Below are 545 nucleotides of genomic sequence, written 5' to 3'. Positions count from 1 at the left end.
CTATGCGGAATGGGATTGGGCGCACCAATGGTCAGTTCAAGGCTATGCCCTTGCCTGACCACGTGCGCTATAGGGGACATCAACGAGATGCGCAGTTCGTAGATTTCACCCGGCACAAGTTTCTCAGACTTCCGAAACGAATGCACCACCTCGTCAACATAGGTGCGGTCTTTGTCGATTGCGCGGAGCGATGCCCGCAACAAGCCTGATTGAAGGAAGAGCACCCCGTCGGGACCCACGTCTTTCAGCGTAAGTTCGATGTCGGCGTCGTCGCCGTTATCGATGCTGAGATACAAGACCACTTCCGGATTTCCAAGCAACACCATGTCCGAGGTGACAGGGGCTGTCCGGTAGTTGAGAACGCCATAGGAATAGGGTCGAACCTGGAATTGTTGATCGCCTCCATAAAGTTCTGTTCCCGATGGGTATAAGTAGGCGCGAGATTCCCCATTGGAACTGGCACCCGGCTTGTCGGGAGAGATCTGTGCGTCGACCGTAAGATAGAAGGTGCGGCGTTCGACTTTCGGGTCTGGCCACGTGTCGTG

General features: G+C 55.2%; 1 protein-coding gene. It reads right to left on the bottom strand.

Features of this window, described 5'->3' with window-relative positions; translation table 11 throughout:
* The coding region (locus tag BQ8794_RS27355) for a CocE/NonD family hydrolase C-terminal non-catalytic domain-containing protein (protein WP_280174621.1) at positions 1-545 on the bottom strand (545 nt) is incomplete at both ends.

The organism is Mesorhizobium prunaredense (genome assembly GCF_900156895.1).
GTDB classification, from domain to species: domain Bacteria; phylum Pseudomonadota; class Alphaproteobacteria; order Rhizobiales; family Rhizobiaceae; genus Mesorhizobium; species Mesorhizobium prunaredense.
This window is presented reverse-complemented; position numbering and strand designations above follow the sequence as displayed.